Below are 19295 nucleotides of genomic sequence, written 5' to 3'. Positions count from 1 at the left end.
ACCTCCTGACAAAGAATAGCAGTTATATTTTAACATAATAAAATATAAAATGCAATAGCATAAATCCTATTCTCAAATGATTTATATCATTTTAGCTAAAAATACTATCATCTATACCATAACGACTTATTTTTTGATATAAGGAGGTACGATGAATCCCTAGCAATTTTGCTGCTTCGGTCTTATTACCTTCAGTCTTATTAAGAGCATTTTTTATTGCTTTCATTTCTGATTGAACCACAATTTCATTCAAATCATGCTCTTCAATTCCTAATTCAGAACCATCATCACTTGTTTCTAATGTCTCTTGCGTTACTACTGCTGGTAAATGCCTAGGCAAAATCACTTTACCATCTGCTAGGTTTAAACATCTTTCCATAAAATTATGCAATTCTCTCACATTACCGGGCCAATCATAGTTCTTTAATAGTTCAATAGTTTGGGGGTCTAGTTTCTTTGGCTCTAAATTTAACTCGTGTGCTAAATCAGCAATAATAGAACGGGCTAACATTGGAATGTCACCACGCCGCTCCCGCAGAGGCGGGATTGCTAAATTAATTACATTTAAACGATAATATAAATCTTTTCTGAATTCACCCTCACGCACCTGTTTTTCTAAATTTTCATTAGTAGCTGCAATCACTCGTACATCAAGGTCTATCACTTGATTACTGCCAATCCTTTGTACTTCTCGTTCCTGCAGAACCCGCAGTAATTTAACTTGCATATTTTTAGGCATTGTTCCGATTTCATCTAAAAAGATAGTTCCTTCTTGGGCCAACTCAAACTTCCCCGGCTTTCCCCCTTCAACTGCTCCAGTAAAAGATCCTTCTTCATAGCCAAATAGCTCTGATTCAAGCAAGTTTTCCGGAATGGCCGCACAATTAACACGAATAAACGCTCCATACTTACGATAACTAGCCTTATGTATCGCATGAGCAAACAATTCCTTACCTGTTCCACTCTCTCCTTGAATTAACACTGTAGATTTACTTTCGGCTGCTTCTTTAGCTAATTTCTTTAAATACTTCATTTTTTTATTTTGAGTTAAGATATTATCAAAAGAGTATTTTGCTTCTTCAAGTCTTTTAATCTCATTTTTATAATGATTCAACTGATTTTCTAATCCTTCTAAGCGCTGAGCAAGAGCCCGCAGTTCTTTCAAATCCTTAAATAGAACTTTTCCGATGGCCCCAATGATTTCATTACCTTCTTCAATCGGAATTCTACTACAGACCATCTCATTTCCTTCAATCTTCTGCAAGTGACCAATCTCTTTTTCACCAGTCTTAATCACTTTATGCATTCTAGTATTTTCAATTATATCAGTTACATGCTCTCCTAATACATTTTCTTCTTTAATCCCTAAAAATTCTTCATAAGCACGATTAAATTTAGTAATATAACCGTCTTCATCAACAATCACTATCGCCTCATAAGCCTCATTTAGCATTGTATCTAAAACATTCAGCTCATGTCTAGTATCTCTTAATTCATCTCTTACTGCTTGAATATCATTTATATCTTGGAAAACAGCAATTGCCCCTACTACTTTTCCTTTAAAAGTAATAGGGGTCCGATTAGAATAAATCTCTTTGTTTTGCTGACTTAGTTGCAACCGTTGACCGGTCTCACTAATTTTTTTGTCCAATACTTCAGTTAATCCTGTTTCCGGAATTACATCTTTAATATGTGTTCCTAATACTTCCTCTTTATTAGTATCTAATAGATCTTCACTTGCTTCATTAATTAATATTATTTGGGCATCAGTACCAATAGCAATAATACAATTATAAACTGAATCTGCAATTGCCTGCAGCCAGTTCCAAATTTCTTGCTTATTTTCAAACTGACTTAGATCCATTAATTATCATCTCCATTTTTATTTGAGTTGGATCCTAATTAAACTTTTTCAGTAATCCAACTATTCTTTGCGCAAGGTTATTAGCCACTTCAACTGCTAATTCATCCTCCTGTACTTTTTGCCATGAATCATGTGTTTGACTTGTAGCAATTGCCATATTAGCATCAGAAGTTGGTGAGCCTGCAGCTCCAACCATAATCATACCATTTGTCAAACCAAAACGATAAACAGTTTCTATAGCGCTTTGTGCACCCCCGTGCAGTAAGCCTGAAGTAGCAACTGCTCCTAATAATTTATCTTTTAATTGATGGTCATTCATCTTTAGATATCGCGTCCGGTCCATGAAATTCTTAAGAATTCCTGGTACAGAGCCATAATAAGAAGGAACGCTAAATATATAAGCATCAGCTTCTAATAATTTAGGCACTATCTCTTCTAAATCATCATCTAATTTACATTCCTTACCTTTAACACACACATTACAGCCAATACACATCTCTAAATCATAATCTGCAATATGAAGTATTTCAGTCTCTACTTCTTCATCTATTCCATCTAATGTCTTCTCTAATAATGCATAAGAACCTCTTTCAGCTGGACTTCCACAAATTCCTAGTATTTTCATTATTCTGCCCCCTCAATAGACAAAATCTGTCTAGTTATTATTATATCATAATTTAGTAAAATAACAATCATAGTCTGACTATCATCTATCTAAATTAACTATAATCAAAAAATCCTTGCCCACTTTTACGACCTAATTCCTCTGCTCTAACTTTTCCTTTTCCACTAAATAGTCTAGGCTATTTTTTATCTTTTCTAATCCCTCTTCTACATAATCTTCTTTAATATCTCGCAGATAAACTTCATAGCCAGACTGAGCTATTAGTTGTGCAATTCCAGCCCCCATTGTCCCTGCCCCTAAAACTGCTATTTTCTCCATTTTTAGTCCCCCTAAAATTAAAAAGACCACCACTTTTTAGCAAGTATTATTATCTAATAAAATCAAACAGGCTAACTTAATAGAATTAAATTAGCCTGTTTGGAAAATATTTATTTTAATTTTTTAAATACCAACGCATAATTACTAGCGGCACTACCACCGATATTAAATGTCATTCCGGTTTCGGCACCTTCAATTTGATTTCCAATAGAGTTATTTAGTAGCTGTCTAGCTGCTAAAACTGCCATGGAAACTCCCGTAGCACCAACAGGATGGCCTTTGGCTTTTAATCCTCCTGAAGCATTAATCGGCAGTTCACCATCAAGGTCAACTGTTCCATCATCTAAGAGCTTAGCTCCTTCACCATCATCTGCTAAACCTAAAGTTTCATAAGCTAGCAATTCAGCAATTGTAAAACAGTCATGAACTTCAGCAAAATCAAGATCATCAACAGTAATTCCCGCTTCTTGATAGGCTTGTTCAACTGCTTTCTTACCTGCTACAAATTCAGAGTTAGAACGTTTAGCAATTTCTAAATAATCTGTAGTATGAACCAATGAAGATATTTCTACTACTTCATCTGTTAATCCTTTAGCTTCTTCTGTTCTAGTCAAGACTAAAGCTGCAGCTCCATCAGATACTAATGAGCAGTCATTTAATCTCAATGGAGGAGCAACCACAGGATTTTTTTCATCAGGCAAGTCTAAGATATCTTGATACGTACAGTCCATCGGCATCTGAGCTAATGGATTAGCTAGAGCATTGTTGTAGTTTTTAGCAGCGATCTTTGCTAAAATTTCACTTAGCTCTTCATCTGAGAGATCATATCTTTCTCGATACCCCTTAGCAAATTCAGCAAATAGACCAGGGAAAGTCATACCTTCTGAACCTTCTGTAGGCCAATAAGAGGCCATACCTAAAGTTTTTGTTACCCCTTTAGTATCTAAACTAGTCATCTTTTCAGCACCCAATACTAAAGCATAGTCAATCTTACCTGCTTCTAAAGCATCAACTGCTGCTTCAATTGCTGCTGAGCCTGAAGCACAGGCATTCTCAAATTTAGTAGCAGGAGTAAATCTCAAGTCTGGGTCAATATTGACTGTATAAGGTGCTAAATGTTCCTGATTATTAAAACCGCCACTACTATAATTACCAACAAAGACCTGACCAATATCTGCTGCCTCTACTGGTGCATCTTCTAAGACACCTTGACCGACTTCTTCTATTAATTCATATAAATCTTTATCTAAATTACCAACTTTAGAATGATAAGTTCCAATAACACTAACGCTCATATTTTAGCCTCCCTATCTTTTGACTACAGTTGCAGCTCCTTGTCCACCACCAATACATAGTGTAGCTAAACCATGTTTGGAATCACGTTTCTTCATTTCATGTAGTAAAGTAATTAAAATTCTTGCTCCACTAGCACCAATTGGATGACCTAGAGCAATCGCCCCACCATTAACATTCACTATATCAGTATCTAATCCTAATTCTTCGACTACAGCTAAAGATTGAGAAGCAAAAGCTTCATTTGCTTCAATCAAATCTAAATCATCAATAGTTAAATCCAATTTATCCATTGCTTTTCTCGTAGCTGGAATTGGACCTGTACCCATAATTGCTGGGTCTACTCCGGCAGATGCATAAGAGATAATAGTAGCTAATGGTTCAACTCCTAATTCTTCTGCTTTAGATTTAGTCATTACTAAAACTGCTGCTGCTCCATCATTAATTCCTGAAGCATTACCTGCTGTTACCGTTCCATCTTTTTTAAAGGCAGGTCTTAAATTACTTAATCCTTCAGCAGTTACTCCACTACGAGGATGTTCATCTTTATCTACAACTTCAGGATCCCCTTTACGCTGTGGTACTTCAACAGGCACTATCTCATCAGCAAATTTATCTTCTTTCATTGCTTGCTCTGCTCTCTGTTGACTAGTAGCAGCAAATTCATCTTGGGCTTCACGACTAAGGTCCCACTGTTCAGCAATATTTTCAGCAGTAATTCCCATATGATAATCATTAAATGCACACCATAAACCGTCTTTAATCATCTCATCAACTAATTCTCCGTTGCCCATTTTTTCTCCCCAACGAGCATTTTGTTGTACATATGGGGCTTGACTCATATTTTCCATACCACCAACTACAAATACTTCTCCATCACCAGCTTTAATTGCCTGAGCAGCTAAGTTAACAGATTTTAATCCAGAACCACAAACTTTATTAATTGTCATTGCTGGAACTGTCTCTGGAATACCTGCTTCTATTGCCGCTTGACGAGCAGGGTTTTGACCTTGACCAGCTTGTAATACATTACCTAAAATCACTTCATCTATATCTGCACCTTCGACTCCTGCATCTTCTAAAACTGCCTTAATTGTAGTAGCTCCTAAATCAACAGCTGAAACTTTCTTAAAAGCACCACCAAAACTTCCAATCGGTGTTCTTAATGCACTAGCTATAACAATCTCTTCCATTTTTCATAACCCCCTGGTTTTATATATAGATATTTAAATTATTAGAACTCTTAAATTAAATAAGCAGTCCCGAAGCATAAAATCTTCGGGAACTGCTACTTATAATCTTTTATATTAAATTAGCTTAAAACTAATCCCCCATCAACACTTAAAACTTCACCATTAACATATTTAGCTTCATCAGAAGCTAAGTATAGATATGCTTTAGCAATATCTTCTGGGTCGCCTAATCTTTTTAATGGCGTCTGATTTGCCATCTTGTCCAATACTTTATCTGGAACTGCATCAGTCATTGGAGTTTCTACAAATCCTGGCGCTACAGCATTAACTCTAATGCCTTTTGGACCTAATTCTTTAGACCAAGTCTTTGTCAAACCAATAACTCCAAATTTAGTAGCAGCATAATTAGTTTGTCCTACATTTCCATATAATCCAACTACAGAAGAAGCATTTAGAATTACTCCACCAGAATCTTGATCTAGCATCTGTTCAGTAGCTGGCTTAGCACAGTTAAAGACACCTTTTAAGTTAACGTCAATTACTTTGTCCCACTGTTCTTCAGTCATTTTTGTTAATAGAGTATCAGCAGTAACTCCAGCATTATTAACTAAAATATCTAGACGTCCATACTCTTTTACAGTTTCATCAACCATATCTCGAGCAGCATCTAAACTGGAAACATCAACTTGTACAAACATAGCTTCAGCACCAGTATCTTTGATTGCTTCAGCAGTTTCTTTACCACCTTCAGCATCATAATCTGCAACAACTACTTTAGCGCCTTCTTCAGCAAAAACCTTAGCAGTTTTAGCTCCAATTCCTTGTGCTGCACCTGTTACAATTGCTACTTTACCTTTTAATCTCATATTTTTCCCTCCTATAGTTTTTTAGCTCTTAAAATTTATTTTCAATCTAATCTTAGTAAATACCAGTTGTTAGGTAGAATACAGAAATTACTAATGCTGCAATAATAGGTAATCCAATTGTATTAACTGCAATATCTTTATAACTTTCTTTATGAGTTAAGTGACATACAGATAATAGTGTAATTACTGCTCCACAGTGTGGTAGACTATCTAAACCACCCGCAGCTACAATCATAACTCTGTGTAGTACTTCCCCTGGAATTCCCATTGCTAGAAAGTCTTCAGATAAAACTTCTAATGCAATTGCTGTACCACCAGAAGAAGAACCAACAATACCTGCTAATAAAGTAGTTGAGAATCCAACTTTAAAGATAGATGGAATTGCCATATTAACTACTCCACTTTTTACTGTAGAGAATGCAGATAATGACTTAATTACTCCACCATAACCTACCTCAGAAGCAGTGTTAAAGATCGGTAGTAAAGCTCCAACTGAACCATCAAACACTTCTTGATTTCTGTTTGGAATATTCTTCTTCATAGCTAATAGCACAAATACTACCGCTACAGATAACGCCACAATTACAGGCCAAGTACCATTAATAGAACCACCGACTGACTTATACTTATCAATTACAGATGGACGCTTAAACCACCAATTAGCTAAAGCAAAGTTCAAGATAAATACAATAATAATTGGGCTGATAGCAATTCCGAAGCTTGGGATATTGTCGTCTTCTTCATGTAAATCTCCTTCATCATGATCGCCATATCCTTCACCTTCAGCTCTTAATTTATCAGCTCTATAGTTAAGGTAAGTAACACCACCAAAGAACATAATTGCTGCAGCAATTATACCTAAAATAGGTGCTGCATATATATCGGTATCAAAATAAACCGTTGGCATCGTATTAATATACTGCGGAGAACCAGGTAAAGCTGTCATTGTAAAAGTAAAGGCACCTAAAGCAATGGCTCCCGGTAATAGCCGCTTTGGAATATCTGCTTTCTTTAATAAAGATGCACCAATTGGATACATCGCAAATACAACTACGAATAAAGAAACACCACCATAAGTCAATAACGCTGTCGCTACTACTATCGCTGCAATCGCTCTTTCTGGGCCAAACTTTTCTGCTACAAAGTCAGCTATTGCAGTAGCAGCTCCAGAAACTCCCATCAACTTACCAAAAATCGCACCAGCCAAAAACACTGGGAAATAACTTTGAATATATCCCGCTGCTGCCGGCATGAACTGTGTAGATAACGCATGTAAAGGAGGTGCTTCACCAGCCACCAAAGCCGCTGTCATACCTAAAATTGGTGCTAAAACAAGCACACTGACTCCTTTATATGCAAAATACATTAACGCTATTAAAGTAGCAATAATCGCAAGTACTCCTAACATATTTTCCCCTCCTAAGTTTTTTTATATTTATTGTCTATTTAATTCAATATCTGATTCTAGATCCATTAATCCTTTAGTAAATATTCTTTGGTCCATCTCTTGTAGATCATCTGCGATAGTTGGTTCAAATCCCATCTGATCAATAATATCTTCTTCTAGGTCAACCCCTGGTGCAATTTCTTTCAGAACAAGACCTTCATCAGCTAATTCAAATACAGCTCTTTCAGTAATATAAAGTACTTCTTGACCTTTTTCTACAGCATATTCACCACTAAATGATATCTGTTCAACCTCATCTAAGAATTTATTTATATCGCCTTCATTAGCAATATTTAATTCTCCACCTTCAACTTCAACCTCTAAACCGCTAGCTGTAAAGGTACCACAATAAACTACCTTTTTAGCATTTTGAGTAATATTAACAAATCCACCTACACCAGCAATCTTAGGGCCAAACTTACTGACATTCACATTACCAATTTTATCTGCTTGAGCTAATCCTAAAAACGCTACATCTAAACCGCCGCCATCATAAAAGTCAAACTGATAAGGTTGGTCAACTATTGCTTCCGGATTAGTAGATGCTCCAAAACTCAAACCGCCAGCTGGAATTCCGCCGATTGGACCAGCCTCTACAGTTAAATTCATTTCATCACTAGCATCTTCTTCTGAAGCTACAGAAGCAACTCCTTCGGGCATTCCGATTCCTAGATTAACAATAGCATCCGGTACTAATTCCATTGCTGCTCGTCGAGCAATTACTTTCCGTTCATTTAATTCTAACGGTTCTAAAGAACCTAATGGTACTCTAGTTTCTCCAGTATAAGCTGGATTATATTGTTCAGCAAAGGACTGCATATGTTGTTCTGGGTCATCATTAACGACTACTGCATCAACTAAAATTCCTGGTACTGTAACTGATTTAGGGTCCAGACTTCCCGCTTCAGCTACTCTTTCTACTTGCACAATTACTTTTCCACCTGAGTTCTTAACTGCTTGAGCTAAAGGAAGAGTTTCTAACGGCATAGCTTCCTTTTCCATAGAAATATTTCCTTTTTCATCAGCAGTAGTACCTCTAATTAAAGCAATATCAATTGGGAAAGTATTATACTTTAAGTATTCTTCTCCGTCAATTTCCATTAAATCAACTATATCTTCATCCGTAACATCATTTAATTTTCCACCCTGCACTCTTGGGTCAGCTAGAGTTTTCAATCCAACATTAGTAATAGTTCCTGGTCTATCTGCTGCAGTATCTCTAAACATATGACTAATAACACCCTGCGGCAGATTATAAGCTTCAATCTTATTTTCATTTGCTAACTTACCTAATTTAGGAGCTAAACCCCAATGTCCACCAACAACACGTTTAAGTAGATCTTCATGAGCCAAATGATTCAAACCCCGATCCTGCCCATCACCTTGTCCTGCTGCATAAACTAAAGTTAGATCTTGCGGTGCACCTGTTTCTAAAAATTTATCTTCTAATCCTGCAGTCAACTGCTCAGGATGGCCAAAACCAACGAAACCTCCCGTAGCAATAGTCATCTCATCTTCAATCAGTTCTAGTGCTTCTTCTAGTTCAAAAACTTTATCTTTTGCCATATTCTAACCCCCTGTTAGAGTATTGTTTTTTTAATATTAAAAATATTCTGAAATTTTTTCTCGATTTACTTACCCCTCCTCATCCAACAAATTCCAGAAACTTATGTTCTTATGTTGATATAGTTTAATTGTGTTGGGAAAATTAGTTTTATTATAGGCTTATCACAAATTATTGGAAATTATAATATAATGCATGAATGTAAAAGAAAGAATTATGAAACTTTATGAAGGTTATAAAATTATGTAGGTTATATAAGTGTGGATAGCTAGATTATAGAAAAGTTATTATAGGATAGCTATCTTCCACTAAAATAATAATGCAACTTTCATGCCAAAAGACAAATATTCTGACAAAATAATTAATATTTTTTTCTTATTCCCTATTATAGCAGGGATTATTCGATTTAAAAAACTATTTTCCCAATTTTTTAATTCAACTTAATACTACTTTAAATTAGATTTTTTACACTTTTGTATATTATCATCTACATCGTGTAGTGTTAAAACTACATAGTGTAGATCAAGCTTGGCTGAAATAACTCCAGCCAAGCTTATAATCATTTACTATTCTTGAGAAAATCCTTCAGTCAATAATGGAACTATTTCATGTAGGTCTCCTACAATACCATAGTCACAAATATTGAATATATCTGCTTCTTCATCTGTATTGATCGCTATAATATAATCAGAAGTTTCCATTCCTGCCCGGTGCTGAATAGCTCCAGAAATTCCACAAGCTATATACAATCGCGGTTGCACATTCTTACCAGTCTGACCTACTTGGTGTTCTTGGTCAATCCAGCCTTCATCTACTACTGCTCTTGAAGCACCAACTTCGCCTCCTAAAACCTCTGCTAATTCTTCAATCACTGCAAAGCCTTCAGGGCTACCTACTCCACGACCACCAGAAACAATTATATCAGCATCTTCTAAGTTAACACTAGCACTAGCCTCTTTTACAATGTCTTTAATTTTAGTAAAAATATCAGCATCATGCAAATGAGAACTAATTTCTACTATTTTTCTTTTTACTTCTGATTCTGTTTCTTCTCCTAAATCAGCTTGAACTTCAGTTACATCTCCCACTCTATCATAATCAGGTTCTGCTTTTTCCATTACTCCTGGTCGCACTGTAGACATCTGTGGTCGATGATTAGAACAAATAATAGTCGCCATTAAATTACCACCAAAAGCCGGTCTTGTCTGCAGCAAAATACCTTCTTCATCATCTATATCTAACTGAGTACAGTCAGCTGTTAAACCAGTTTGTAATCTAGTAGATAATCTAGGTCCTAAATCACGACCATTATGAGTAGCACCTAATAATACAATTTCTGGTTTATAATGCTCAATCAATTCAGAAATGACATGAGCATAAGACTCAGTCCGATAATCTTTTAACTCTTCATCTTCAATAACATAAACATGATCTGCACCATAAGCAATCAATTCTTCAGCTTCATCCTTAACATCTTCTCCTACTAACACTGCTGAAACATCTTCATCCAATTTATCAGCTAATTTTCTAGCCTCACTGACTAATTCTGCTGATACATCTAATAATTTATTTTCTCGTTGTTCTGCTAAAACCCAAACTCCTTCATATTCATCTAAATTCATCTTCCCGTGTGAAGAAGCCGCCTCAATTTCAATTGCATCCACTGGACAGACATCTACACAAACTCCACATAAAGTACATTTATCCATATCAACTACAGCCACATTATCTTTTAATCTTAGCGCGTCATAAGGACATTCATCAACACAAATCCCACAACCCGTACATGTTTCCTTATCAATTTTTAACATTTGCCTACCTCCTCCAGTTATTTCAAATGTTCAGACTTGTTATTTACTAACTACTTTCTCTTCTTTTAATTTATCGATTAATTTATGCGCTTTTTCTTCTGGAGTTCCAGATAAAATTTCAGCTTTTTTCTCATGTGTTGGTACAAAAGTATCATGAACTTGAGTTGGTGAGCCACTTAAACCAAATTTACTCTGGTCTACATCACCTAATTTATTAGCTCCCCATTTCTTAACTTCTGTTTCCCCACTATGAGCATCTACAATACCTTTAATTGAAGGATAGCGTGGTTCATTAACTTCTCCAAGCACTGTTAATAATACTGGCAAAGAAGTTTCAAGAACACTATATCCATCTTCTAAACGCCGTTTAACCTCTACTGTATTGTCTTCCACTTTAACATCTTCTACATAAGTAACTTGGGGAATCCCTAAATTTTCTGCAATCTGTGATCCAACCTGCGCCGTATCACCATCAATCGCTTGTCGACCGCAAAAGATCATATCAAAATCATCTAATTGTTCAATCGCACAACTTAAAATATAAGAAGTTGCCAAAGTATCAGACCCTGCAAAAGCCTTATCACTTAACAAAATAGCCTCATCTGCTCCCATAGCTAATGCTTCCTTAAGAGCCTTTTCTGCTTGCGGAGGACCCATACTAAGTACTGTAACTGTTCCTCCAAATTCTTCTTTTAATTTTAAAGCCTCTTCAATACCATTCTTATCTTCTGGATTTATAATACTTGGTACACCTTCTCGAATTAATGTACCTTCTTCTGGATCTATCTTAACTTCATTTGTATCCGGAACTTGTTTAACACATACTACAATATCCATTTCATTTACCCCCTTTAGATCTTTTATCTTAATAATGACCCACCAATAACCATCTTTTGTACTTCAGTAGTTCCTTCATAAATCTCTGTAATCTTAGCATCTCTAAATAATCTCTCGATTGGATATTCTTTCATATATCCATATCCACCATGCAGTTGAATAGCTTCTCTAGTTACTTCCATTGCTACATCAGAAGCATAATACTTAGCCATTGCTGCCTCTTTAGAAAAGCTTCCACCTTGGTCTTTAGCAAAAGCTGCTTGATAAACCAAACTTCTAGCCGCTTGAATTTTGGTTTCCATTTCAGCTATTTTAAATTGAGTATTTTGGAACTTACTAATTGCTCGATTAAACTGTTCTCTTTCTTTAACATATTGTACAGTTTCATCTAAAGCTCTTTGGGCAATTCCTAAAGCTTGGGCAGCAACTCCAATTCTTCCACCATCTAAAGTACCCATTGCAATCTTAAAGCCTTTACCTTCTTCACCTAGTAAATTTTCTTTCGGTACCCGGCAGTCATCAAAAATAAGTTCTCTCGTATCTGAAGCATTAATTCCCATCTTATCCTCTTTTTTACCTAGAGTAAATCCAGGTGTATCAGCTTCCACTATGAAACCACTAATTCCTCTTGTTCCTTTACTTTTATCAGTCATTGCAAATACAATAAATACATCAGCTGCACCTGCATTAGTAATAAATATTTTGTTCCCATTTAACACATATTCATCACCATCTAATTTAGCAGTTGTCTTTTGACTAGCAGCATCTGTACCAGCATTAGGTTCAGTTAAAGCATAAGCCCCCAGTAATTCTCCTTTAGCTAATGGCTTTAAATACTTTTCTTTCTGTTCTTTTGTGCCATATTTCACTAATGGATCACAAGCTAAGGACGTATGAGCGGAACAAATGATACCATGAGTTCCACATGCTTTTGATAGTTCTTCAACTGTAATCGCATAACTTAATGTATCAGCTCCAGCGCCACCATATTCTTGAGGTACTGGAATCCCTAACATATGAGCTTCACCCATCTTCTCTACATTCTCGTAAGGAAATTCACAAGTCTCATCAATCTCAGCAGCAATTGGTTCTACTTCTTTCTCTGCAAAATCACTAACCACTTTCTTAATCATCTTTTGTTGATCTGTTAATTCAAAATCCATTTCTAATCCTCCTTTTTAGTAATAATCTATTTATTCTTTAGGTGGCATCAAAACAGCTTCTCCAACAATAATCTCTTTATCATCTTGATTAGTACAAACTGTTTTCATTACTACCCGATTCTTCTCTTCATTTTTATCTACAACTTCTACTGTAGCTGTAACTGTATCTCCAAAATTAACTGGAGCCCTAAAACTTAAATCTTGAGAAATATAGATTGCTCCTGGTCCTGGTAATTTAGTACCTAAGACAGCAGAAATCAAACCTGCTCCCAACATCCCATGAGCAATTCTACCTTTAAACATTGTGTCTTTAGCAAACTCTTCGTTTACATGAGCCGGGTTAAAATCTCCTGTCGTACCAGCATAATTCACCACATCAGCTTCAGTGATAGTTTTAGAAAAACTAGCCTGCTGACCTACCTCTAATTCTTTAATTGTACTTCCTCTCTCCATTTGAATTCCCCCTTGGATTAATTTGTTTATCTTGTAATTCTTGTCTCACATTTTCAGGAACTAAACCTTTGACACAACCATCAAACTCTGATATTTCTTTCATCAAACTAGAGCTTAAATAATTATATTTTGGTTTAGAAACTAGCATAAGAGTTTCTATCTCAGGGTCTAACTTTTTATTCATTAAGGCCATTTGAAACTCATCTTCAAAATCAGATATAGCACGTAAACCCCTAATAATCAATTTGGCATTTTCTTCTTTTAAAAAATCAGTTAATAGACCGCGACAGATTTTTACCTTTACATTATCTAAATCTACATTTTCTTTAACCATTGCAGCCCGTTTTTGAATTTTAAATAAAGGCTTTTTATTGGTATTTACACAGACAGCAATTATCAACTCATCTACAAATTTCCCTGCCCTCTCTATTATATCTAAATGACCATTAGTGATTGGATCAAAAGTCCCAGGATAGACTGCTCTTTCCATTTTCCATCTCCTCCCCTTGATAAAAACTCATTCATCATGTATCATAGCAAAATGTGTATTACTAAAATAATTTGTTATTATTTTCACTTATATAATAATGCAAGTATCATACCAAAGTACTTTATATCCCCAAAAAATAATTATAACCCCTACTTTTAAGGGGCCATTATAACTACTTATTTGACTCAATCATCCTCTTTATCCCTTATAATTAAGGGATCTTAAAATTGAATTTAATGATTGAAATCTTTTTTGATTTTTTTCTACTTTTAAAATAATAATTTAAGTTATATCCACTTATAATTTAAATGTAGTCTAAAATATACATTTTTAACACCGAAGTGTAGATAGAATACTACAAAGGGTTAATTATATCTCTTTCTCTTTCTAGAAGAAGGGATTTTTAATTCTTTTCTGTATTTAGCAACTGTACGACGAGATATTGATATACCACATTCTTTTAATTTCTTAGCTAATTTACTATCACTTAAAGGTTGCTTTTTATCTTCATTTTTAATGATATCTTTTAAATACTCCTTAATACTAGTGACTGAAACTTCCCGATTTCCACATTTAATTCCTTCACTAAAGAAGAATTTCAAAGGGAATATCCCATAATCAGTTTGTATATTTTTATTATCAGTGGCTCGACTGACTGTTGATTCATGCTTGTCTATTTCCTCTGCAACTTCCGCCATTGATAAAGGCTGTATTTTTTTAATCCCTGACTGAAAAAATTCAGCCTGCTGTTCTATAATTTCTTCTACTATACTATAAATTGTTCTTCTTCGCTGTTCAATACTTTTAATCAACCATAAAGCAGAATCTAATTTTTCTGCTAAGTAATCTTGTATTTCTTTAGTTTCGCGCTCTTTTAATAATCTTTTATATTTAGCATTAATCCTAAGAGTAGGGAAACTTTCTTCAGTCATAACTATATCGTAGTTATTAGCATGTTCTTCTACGATAATATCAGGCTGTAAATAATTACTAGCAGCTTCATCATTATATTTTGATCTTGGAATAGGATTTAAAACATTAATTAAATCTCCTAATTCTTGAATTACTAATGGCTTAACTTTAAGTGACTTAGCTATTTTTTTAATTTTATTATTTTTCAAATCTTCTAAATGATCTTGAATTATTTTTTCAGCTAACTCGATCTTTTCTGCACTATAATTATCACTATATTTCTTTAGTTCAGCTATCAATGCTTCTTTAAATCCTGAAGTAGCAATTCCAGTTGGAGCTATCTCTTTTATTTTTTCCAAAACTTTTTTTACTTCCTCTTTTTCTACACCTAAGTCTTGGCTTACTACCTCTAGATCATTAAAAAAACCATACTCATCCAAACTACCAATGATCTGTTCTCCAATTTTTTCTTCTCGCTTATTAGCAGTTATTAAATGTAACTGCTGCAGTAAAAAATCATTTAAACTCAATTTTTCAGCTACAAAATTTTCATAATTATAATCATCATTCTGAGAATTATAGCTCTCATTATCTGTAGAACTATATTCTTCTTCTAATTCTAATAATGGGTTATCCATTAGCTTATCATTTATATAATCTTGTAAATCTAAAGTAGATAATTGTAATAACCCAATCGATTGTCTCAATTTCGGGGTCATAACTAATTTCTGTTTTTGAACTTGTTCTTGTTTCTGCTGTGGAGCTAAATTCTGTTGTAATTGCATTTGCTCACCCCCCACTTCAACTTTCTAATAAAAGTATAATTAATATTACAGCTATTAATCAAGGTTAAAATATATTCTTTAACAAGTTCTGCTTAATCTTTAATTCAGGTAGGTTAAGTTTGTTGATTAGGAATTAATCTTAAGTAGTCATTATCTATTTTAACAATTAAAACTATTAATAGTAAAGATAACAATCCACCAGCTAAAGCAGTAGCTAATTGTGATACCTGCATCATATTAGAAATTTCTTTAGGCAAGTTTGATAAATATCTAACTCCAGAAGATAAAATAGTAAATCTAATAAATGACGCTATCCCCATCGCTAATAACTTCCCTTTTTGACCTAAATAATTATAAATTACTACTAACGCTATATTACCTCCAATAACAAATGGAAGTAAAGGTAATAATCCACTAGGTAACAATCCTATACTAATAGCAATCACAGGAGTTAAACCTCCAATCAAAACTCCTCCAACTGTCCCTACTAATAAAGCAGAAGCAAATAAGAACATATTTAATAAAATAGAAGCAATATAAGAAAGACCTAAAACTTGAGTAAGCAAACTTAAACTTAATAATACTACCAATTTAATCAGCCATCGACTATTATAATTCATTCTAACCTCTCCTCTAATTAATTTTTTAATTATATTTACTTATTCTAATCTAATTATATCAGATTTTATAATCACTTTTAAATTTATTTTACATTATATCACAAGATATATCAATTTTAATTAAAAAAAGCCGGATACAGATTACTCTGCACCCGACTAAATAAATATATTCAAGAATTTAAATTATAAGTTATAGAAATTGTCTAATCCGTTATACTGTCCGTCCATAGCTAAGTCTTCTTCAATTCTGATTAATTGATTATACTTAGCCATACGATCAGATCTAGAAGCAGATCCTGTCTTGATCTGGCCAGCATTTGTAGCAACAACTAAGTCAGAAATAGTATCATCAGAAGTTTCACCAGATCTATGAGATACAACTGCAGTCATATTATTTCTTTTAGCTAATTCAATTGCATCCATAGTTTCTGTTACTGTACCAATCTGATTTAACTTAATTAGGATAGAGTTACTTGCTCCCATTTCAATACCTTTAGCTAGACGCTTAGTATTAGTTACATATAAATCGTCACCAACGATTTGAACTTCATCTCCTAATTCTTCAGTTAACTTAACCCAACCTTCCCAATCATCTTCGTCTAATCCATCTTCAATAGAGATAATTGGATATTCTTCTACTAAGTCAGCATAGAAGTCAACCATTTCTTCACTAGTTCTTACTGCACCTTCACGCTTGAAGTTATACTTTCCATCTTCATAGAATTCAGTTGCAGCAGCATCAAGAGCTAGCTTAATATCTTTACCTGGAGTATAACCAGCATCTTCAATTGCATCTACAATTAATTCTAAAGCTTCTTCTGTTCCGTCGATATCTCGAGGAGCAAATCCACCTTCATTACCTACTGCAGTTACATCTCCTCTTTCTGCAAGAATATCTTGTAGAGCATGGAAAATCTCAGAACCAGCTTGTAGTGCTCGACTATAATTGTCGAATCCAACTGGCATTACCATGAATTCTTGGATATCTACAGCAGAATCAGCGTGCTCTCCACCATTTAAGATATTCATCATTGGAGTAGGAAGTTCTTTAGCATTTGTTCCACCTAAGTATTGATATAATGGCAGACCGCAAGTTTTAGCAGCTGCTTTAGCTACTGCCATAGAAACACCTAATAGAGCATTAGCTCCAAAGTTACCTTTATCTTCGCTACCGTCTAATTCGATCATAATTCTATCAATAGCTACCTGACGACTAGCATCCATACCAATAAGTTCTGGAGCAATGTCTTCGTTAATGTGGTCTACAGCATCTAATACACCTTTACCTCGATAACGATCTTCATCTCCATCTCTTAGTTCAATTGCTTCATATTCACCAGTAGATGCACCAGATGGTACTGCTGCTCTTCCTCTATAACCTCCAGCATAAACGTCTACCTCAACAGTTGGATTACCTCTTGAATCAAGAATCTCTCTCGCAATTACATCTTCAATAATAGCTTCCATTTTTATAAACCCCTCCTAAATTATTTTTGTTTTATTTAATCAAGTTATCTCCAGTCATCTCTTCTGGAGCTTCAATGCCCAACAAGTCTAAAATAGTTGGCGCAAAATCAGCTAACTTACCATTTTCAATTAATTCCGCATCTTTATCTTCGTCATTCACATAAATCAACGGTACTAAATTAGATGTATGAGCAGTAAATGGTTCACCTGTCTCATAATCTTTCATCTGCTCACTATTACCGTGGTCAGCAGTTACTAACGCTGCTCCACCTTGTTCTTGAATAGCTTCAATAGTCTCTCCTAAGCACTCATCCACTGCTTCTAAAGCTTCTACTACAGCATCAAAGTCTCCAGTATGTCCTACCATATCTGGATTAGCATAGTTTAAGACTATAACATCATACTTATCACTTTCAATTCTATTAACTACTTCATCCTTCACTTCATAAGCGCTCATTTCTGGTTTCATATCATAAGTTGCTACATCAGGGGAAGGAATAATTTCTCGATCCTCACCTGAATAGGCCTTTTCTTTTCCACCATTAAAGAAGAAAGTTACATGAGCGTATTTTTCTGTTTCTGCAATTCTAAGCTGAGTCTTAGTATTATCAGCTAAAACCTTACTTAGAACATTTTCTAAGTCAGTCGGTGGAAAAGCCACAGGAGCATCAATAGTCTCATCATATTCTGTCATACAGACAACTTCAGGTTCTGGGTATCCTTCCTGTCTATCGAAACCATTGAATTCAATATCATTTAAAGCTCTAGTTAATTGACGAGCTCTATCAGATCTGAAGTTAAAGAAGATTACTGAATCATCAGTAGCTACATTTGCAACCGGATTACCATCTTTAGTAATAACAGTTGGTTCTACAAATTCATCAGTAGCATCATCATCATAAGAATTTGTAATTGCATCTAATGCAGCTTCAGATTCATTTCCTTCACCAAAGCACATAGTATTATATGCTTTTTCAGTTCGCTCCCAATTATTATCACGGTCCATATAATAGTAACGACCGCCAATAGTAGCTATTTCTCCTACACCTAATTCATCCATCTTTTCTTCTAATTCTTTAATATATTTTTCAGCACTTTGTGGTGGCGTATCTCGACCATCTAAAATAGCATGAACATAAACCTCATCAAGGTTCTTTCGTTCTGCCATTTCTAAAAATCCAAACAAGTGCTTAATATGACTGTGTACTCCTCCATCAGAAACTAACCCTAATAGGTGTAAAGCAGAATCATTTTCTTTCACATTCTCTACTGCTTCAGCTATAGCATCTCTTTCAATTAATTCATCATTTTCTACAGCTAAATTAATGCGAGTAAAGTCTTGATAAACAATTCTTCCTGAGCCTAAATTCATATGACCTACTTCTGAATTACCCATTTGGCCTTCAGGTAAACCTACTGCTTCACCTGCGGCTCTAACTTCTGTATGAGGATATTCAGCCCATAATTTATCAAAATTAGGAGTATCAGCTGCTTTAACACCATTCATTTCTTCACGAGAATTACATCCAAATCCGTCTAGTATGATTAAAGCTAAGGGCTTAGGTACATTCATCTCTAACACCTCTC

The 19295-nt window shown here is 34.8% G+C and carries 17 protein-coding genes; all 17 read right to left on the bottom strand.

What is annotated here, in order from left to right; genetic code table 11:
- Nucleotides 1-91: 91 nt before the first annotated feature.
- The 17 genes from JOC47_RS08270 to gpmI all read right to left on the bottom strand — a co-directional run bounded on the left by JOC47_RS08270 (nt 92) and on the right by gpmI (nt 19281).
- Nucleotides 92-1864, bottom strand: a complete 1773-nt coding sequence (locus JOC47_RS08270; protein ID WP_204701602.1) for a sigma-54 interaction domain-containing protein — start codon at nt 1862-1864, stop codon at nt 92-94.
- Nucleotides 1865-1898: 34 nt separating this feature from the next.
- A complete protein-coding gene (locus tag JOC47_RS08265) occupies nt 1899-2489 on the bottom strand; it encodes a flavodoxin family protein (RefSeq protein WP_204701601.1) in 591 nt (196 codons plus the stop codon).
- Between the two features lie 132 nt (nt 2490-2621).
- Entirely contained in the window at nt 2622-2807 is a 186-nt protein-coding gene (locus JOC47_RS08260; protein ID WP_204701600.1) for a 3-hydroxyacyl-CoA dehydrogenase NAD-binding domain-containing protein, read from the bottom strand.
- Nucleotides 2808-2917: 110 nt separating this feature from the next.
- On the bottom strand, nt 2918-4102 hold the full coding sequence (locus JOC47_RS08255) for a thiolase domain-containing protein (protein WP_204701599.1): 1185 nt from the start codon (nt 4100-4102) through the stop codon (nt 2918-2920).
- Nucleotides 4103-4114: 12 nt separating this feature from the next.
- Entirely contained in the window at nt 4115-5293 is a 1179-nt protein-coding gene (locus JOC47_RS08250; protein ID WP_204701598.1) for an acetyl-CoA C-acetyltransferase, read from the bottom strand.
- Between the two features lie 119 nt (nt 5294-5412).
- Nucleotides 5413-6159 carry a 3-oxoacyl-ACP reductase FabG gene (gene fabG, locus JOC47_RS08245; RefSeq protein WP_204701597.1) on the bottom strand — a complete coding sequence of 249 codons (747 nt, stop codon included), beginning with the start codon at nt 6157-6159 and terminating at the stop codon, nt 5413-5415.
- Nucleotides 6160-6211: 52 nt separating this feature from the next.
- Nucleotides 6212-7567, bottom strand: coding sequence for a GntP family permease (locus JOC47_RS08240; RefSeq protein WP_204701596.1), 1356 nt, complete (start codon nt 7565-7567; stop codon nt 6212-6214).
- Nucleotides 7568-7594: 27 nt separating this feature from the next.
- Nucleotides 7595-9172, bottom strand: a complete 1578-nt coding sequence (locus JOC47_RS08235) for an acyl CoA:acetate/3-ketoacid CoA transferase (protein ID WP_204701595.1) — start codon at nt 9170-9172, stop codon at nt 7595-7597.
- A 564-nt stretch (nt 9173-9736) separates the two neighbouring features.
- Complete coding sequence (locus JOC47_RS08230; RefSeq protein ID WP_204701594.1) at nt 9737-10981, bottom strand: FAD-binding protein; 1245 nt, start codon at nt 10979-10981, stop codon at nt 9737-9739.
- 39 nt (nt 10982-11020) lie between these two features.
- Nucleotides 11021-11818: an electron transfer flavoprotein subunit beta/FixA family protein gene (locus JOC47_RS08225; protein WP_204701593.1), complete on the bottom strand. Its 798-nt coding sequence runs from the start codon at nt 11816-11818 to the stop codon at nt 11021-11023.
- Nucleotides 11819-11841: 23 nt separating this feature from the next.
- Nucleotides 11842-12981 (bottom strand): acyl-CoA dehydrogenase, encoded by a 1140-nt coding sequence (locus JOC47_RS08220; RefSeq protein ID WP_204701592.1) that lies wholly within the window; start codon nt 12979-12981, stop codon nt 11842-11844.
- A gap of 30 nt (nt 12982-13011) precedes the next feature.
- A complete protein-coding gene (locus JOC47_RS08215) occupies nt 13012-13434 on the bottom strand; it encodes a MaoC family dehydratase (RefSeq protein ID WP_204701591.1) in 423 nt (140 codons plus the stop codon).
- On the bottom strand, nt 13412-13924 hold the full coding sequence (gene coaD / locus JOC47_RS08210; RefSeq protein WP_204701590.1) for a pantetheine-phosphate adenylyltransferase: 513 nt from the start codon (nt 13922-13924) through the stop codon (nt 13412-13414). The genes JOC47_RS08215 and coaD overlap by 23 nt, the downstream gene beginning before the upstream one ends.
- 365 nt (nt 13925-14289) lie before the next feature.
- Nucleotides 14290-15621 carry an RNA polymerase factor sigma-54 gene (rpoN, locus tag JOC47_RS08205; RefSeq protein WP_204701589.1) on the bottom strand — a complete coding sequence of 444 codons (1332 nt, stop codon included), beginning with the start codon at nt 15619-15621 and terminating at the stop codon, nt 14290-14292.
- A gap of 113 nt (nt 15622-15734) precedes the next feature.
- Complete coding sequence (locus JOC47_RS08200; protein ID WP_204701588.1) at nt 15735-16241, bottom strand: ECF transporter S component; 507 nt, start codon at nt 16239-16241, stop codon at nt 15735-15737.
- Nucleotides 16242-16424: 183 nt separating this feature from the next.
- Nucleotides 16425-17708, bottom strand: coding sequence for a phosphopyruvate hydratase (gene eno, locus JOC47_RS08195; RefSeq protein WP_204701587.1), 1284 nt, complete (start codon nt 17706-17708; stop codon nt 16425-16427).
- A gap of 31 nt (nt 17709-17739) precedes the next feature.
- Nucleotides 17740-19281 carry a 2,3-bisphosphoglycerate-independent phosphoglycerate mutase gene (gene gpmI / locus JOC47_RS08190; RefSeq protein WP_204701586.1) on the bottom strand — a complete coding sequence of 514 codons (1542 nt, stop codon included), beginning with the start codon at nt 19279-19281 and terminating at the stop codon, nt 17740-17742.
- Nucleotides 19282-19295: the final 14 nt, after the last annotated feature.

The organism is Halanaerobacter jeridensis, from assembly GCF_016908315.1.
Lineage (GTDB): Bacteria > Bacillota > Halanaerobiia > Halobacteroidales > Halobacteroidaceae > Halanaerobacter > Halanaerobacter jeridensis.
The sequence above is the reverse complement of the archived record's forward strand: the minus strand, read 5'-3'. Positions and strand labels throughout refer to the sequence as shown.

What these genes read in the sequence shown, in the direction of transcription:
- JOC47_RS08270 (WP_204701602.1), bottom strand. Translation starts at nt 1,864, where the DNA reads ATGGATCTAAGTCAGTTTGAAAATAAGCAAGAAATTTGGAACTGGCTG.
- JOC47_RS08265 (WP_204701601.1), bottom strand. Translation starts at nt 2,489, where the DNA reads ATGAAAATACTAGGAATTTGTGGAAGTCCAGCTGAAAGAGGTTCTTAT.
- JOC47_RS08260 (WP_204701600.1), bottom strand. Translation starts at nt 2,807, where the DNA reads ATGGAGAAAATAGCAGTTTTAGGGGCAGGGACAATGGGGGCTGGAATT.
- JOC47_RS08255 (WP_204701599.1), bottom strand. Translation starts at nt 4,102, where the DNA reads ATGAGCGTTAGTGTTATTGGAACTTATCATTCTAAAGTTGGTAATTTA.
- JOC47_RS08250 (WP_204701598.1), bottom strand. Translation starts at nt 5,293, where the DNA reads ATGGAAGAGATTGTTATAGCTAGTGCATTAAGAACACCGATTGGAAGT.
- fabG (WP_204701597.1), bottom strand. Translation starts at nt 6,159, where the DNA reads ATGAGATTAAAAGGTAAAGTAGCAATTGTAACAGGTGCAGCACAAGGA.
- JOC47_RS08240 (WP_204701596.1), bottom strand. Translation starts at nt 7,567, where the DNA reads ATGTTAGGAGTACTTGCGATTATTGCTACTTTAATAGCGTTAATGTAT.
- JOC47_RS08235 (WP_204701595.1), bottom strand. Translation starts at nt 9,172, where the DNA reads ATGGCAAAAGATAAAGTTTTTGAACTAGAAGAAGCACTAGAACTGATT.
- JOC47_RS08230 (WP_204701594.1), bottom strand. Translation starts at nt 10,981, where the DNA reads ATGTTAAAAATTGATAAGGAAACATGTACGGGTTGTGGGATTTGTGTT.
- JOC47_RS08225 (WP_204701593.1), bottom strand. Translation starts at nt 11,818, where the DNA reads ATGGATATTGTAGTATGTGTTAAACAAGTTCCGGATACAAATGAAGTT.
- JOC47_RS08220 (WP_204701592.1), bottom strand. Translation starts at nt 12,981, where the DNA reads ATGGATTTTGAATTAACAGATCAACAAAAGATGATTAAGAAAGTGGTT.
- JOC47_RS08215 (WP_204701591.1), bottom strand. Translation starts at nt 13,434, where the DNA reads ATGGAGAGAGGAAGTACAATTAAAGAATTAGAGGTAGGTCAGCAGGCT.
- coaD (WP_204701590.1), bottom strand. Translation starts at nt 13,924, where the DNA reads ATGGAAAGAGCAGTCTATCCTGGGACTTTTGATCCAATCACTAATGGT.
- rpoN (WP_204701589.1), bottom strand. Translation starts at nt 15,621, where the DNA reads ATGCAATTACAACAGAATTTAGCTCCACAGCAGAAACAAGAACAAGTT.
- JOC47_RS08200 (WP_204701588.1), bottom strand. Translation starts at nt 16,241, where the DNA reads ATGAATTATAATAGTCGATGGCTGATTAAATTGGTAGTATTATTAAGT.
- eno (WP_204701587.1), bottom strand. Translation starts at nt 17,708, where the DNA reads ATGGAAGCTATTATTGAAGATGTAATTGCGAGAGAGATTCTTGATTCA.
- gpmI (WP_204701586.1), bottom strand. Translation starts at nt 19,281, where the DNA reads ATGAATGTACCTAAGCCCTTAGCTTTAATCATACTAGACGGATTTGGA.